General features: G+C 40.5%; 1 protein-coding gene. It reads left to right on the top strand.

The window, feature by feature from the left end; genetic code table 11:
* Positions 1-1,270: SusC/RagA family TonB-linked outer membrane protein (locus FMM05_RS21080; protein WP_221932295.1), on the top strand; the 1,270-nt coding region annotated here is incomplete at both ends.

Genomic DNA, 1,270 nt, shown 5'->3' with positions numbered 1-1,270 from the left:
ATCCATCTGGGGCACGCGGGCAAGTAATGGTGTTATTGTACTTACCTCAAAGAAGGGAAAAAAAAATCAGCCGCTTAGCATTAGCGTTTCATCAACATTGACCGTTGGCAGTAAACCCAATTTATACTACAGGCCGCAAATTTCTTCATCGGACTTTATAGACCTTGAACAGGATCTGTTTAAAAACAATTATTACTTCTTCGACCAACTTTATAATTATACGCCGTTATCCCCAGCGGTAGAGATCTTTATCCAGCGGTCAAACAACCAAATAACTGCGGCGGATTCAGCGTCACGAATTGACGCATTAAAAGCTTATGATGTGCGCTCACAGCTGAACCGTTACGCTTACAGGCCATCAGTACACCAACAATACCTGCTAAATCTAAGCGGAGGAAATGAAAATCAGCACTTTTATATATCAGGCGGCTATGATAAGAATTTGGCTAATTCGGTAACCGACAAATTTGACCGCATCACTTTTAACGCAAACAATACTTTTTCGCTGTTAAAGGATAGGCTGGAAATAACAAGCGGTATTAATGTCAGTTCTGCGCAAACATATAGTAAATCAGATACTTATACACCATATACCCCTTACGACCGTTTGGCTGATGATAAAGGTAATTCCTTACCGGTTGTTACCCTGACAACTCTTCGGTCTTCCTACATAGATACAGCAGGGAACGGAAAGCTACTCGATTGGCACTACCGGCCTAAAGATGAATTTAATCCAAACACCAAGGCGCAATCAGACCAGTATAAAATAAATTTAGGCTTTAATTTTAAAATAGTAAAGGGTCTAAACCTGACAGGGGGATACCAGTTCCTGAAAGAGACCAATACAATTAATGCAGATTATGGGATAAGCAGCTACTTTACTAGAAGCACAATCAACCAGTACTCCTCCATCGTGGATAATATGGTTGTCAGGCCTGTAACACTTGGAGACATACTTTATAGAACAGAGGTTAGCTCTATATCAAAAACAGGGAGGCTACAGCTGAATTATAATGAAGTGTTAGCACAAGACCATGAAATTAATGCCATTGCAGGATATGAAGGGAGTGACAGCCGTAGCCGTTCAACCGGTTTGATCCTCTATGGCTACGATCCGGAACTTTTGACAAATACAAATAATGCAATTGATCCGCAGAAGTTTTACCCCTATTATTATGAACCATTTATTGCAAGGCAGATCCAGACTGCACCGGATTTAAGGGAGCTTACAAATATTACACAATCGTATTATGCCAATGTATCCTACACA

The sequence above is a fragment of the Flavobacterium zepuense genome (assembly GCF_007097145.1).
Taxonomy (GTDB): domain Bacteria; phylum Bacteroidota; class Bacteroidia; order Flavobacteriales; family Flavobacteriaceae; genus Flavobacterium; species Flavobacterium zepuense.
The sequence above is the reverse complement of the archived record's forward strand: the minus strand, read 5'-3'. Positions and strand labels throughout refer to the sequence as shown.